The 1,139-nt window shown below is 47.9% G+C and carries 1 protein-coding gene; it reads right to left on the bottom strand.

Annotated features, from left to right (window positions below):
• The coding region (locus A3739_RS24490; protein ID WP_156502812.1) for a hypothetical protein at positions 1 to 1,076 on the bottom strand (1,076 nt) is incomplete at its 3' end.
• Positions 1,077 to 1,139: the final 63 nt, after the last annotated feature.

Here is a 1,139-nt window from a genome sequence, read left to right as displayed (position 1 = left end):
TAAAGCTGACAATCACAGACAGGCTCCATCAACGCCATAGCATTCTCCTCCTCAACCATTACTATATCACTATCGATGAGCTGCAAATCGGTCTCGTCCTGCTGGCTTAATTTAATGGTCGCAGATACCTCAAGTTCCGCAACCACTTGCTCAGGTAAGATAATTTTCAGATCCGCCACCTGCTCTGCATGGGCCTGCTCTATAGTCAAAACGCCGTCAACCCACTTACCATCAGAGGCTATCGCCTCCTCTGGCAAACCTTCGATTTGCAAAGTCTGGCCCGGATTAAGAGCGGCATCTTCAGTTGCATAATTCAAACCTAGCGCATCTAAACTTAGTTCTACCATATTGATTGCGGTGTTATCTGCACTGTATTCGGCCAGATTCTCAGACACATGTTGCAATGCTTGGGCAGGCTCCACCGGCTGGAAACCCTTTTCGACCAACATCACATTAACCTCATTAAGCGATAGGAGGGCCAAATCAGCATCATTCAAGGCAAACGCCTGTCGAGTCTCTGCCTCGATAACGATCCCATCATCTGGCAGCTGGTTGCTATCAATAGACTGCAAGAACACCGCCATATTAGTCAAGTAATCACTGCTTGCGACAGCACCGTTAACCGGTTGGAAATCAGTCAGAAAAATTGCTCTGCCTTGAACATTTGCCGCTATTAACTCACCAATCACTACCGCGCCAACGCTAAACCGAATGGTATCGCGCTGATCAAAGCTAATAATACCCTCTGCGTCGGTGACACCTCTTGCACCCGAGCTAGTCTCATACTCAAGACCAACGAGGATGTCGTCAATCACTTGCGAAACTTGAGTTGTCGCTGTATCTCCAGAGGCGATATTAGTCGCGTTAACGCTAGCGCTTACCGTAACATTGACATTGGCAGCATGCTCTATAGTCATGGAGCGGCTAACACCTGCACTGACTGCGATGTCAAAATCACTGCCATCACTCACCGCCAAAGTAGTGTTGCCTTCTAACAACTCGACACCACTGGGAAAGCCTGAGAAGGTCACTGGTGATAAGCTCTCACTGCCATCATCGGTAGCCAAATCCGCCATTAGTGACAAACTCCTTGTCATCGTTACAGTGTCAGAGGTATCTTGAACAAGTGTCTCTATGTT

Source organism: Oleiphilus sp. HI0067 (assembly GCF_001635735.1).
The sequence above is the reverse complement of the archived record's forward strand: the minus strand, read 5'-3'. Positions and strand labels throughout refer to the sequence as shown.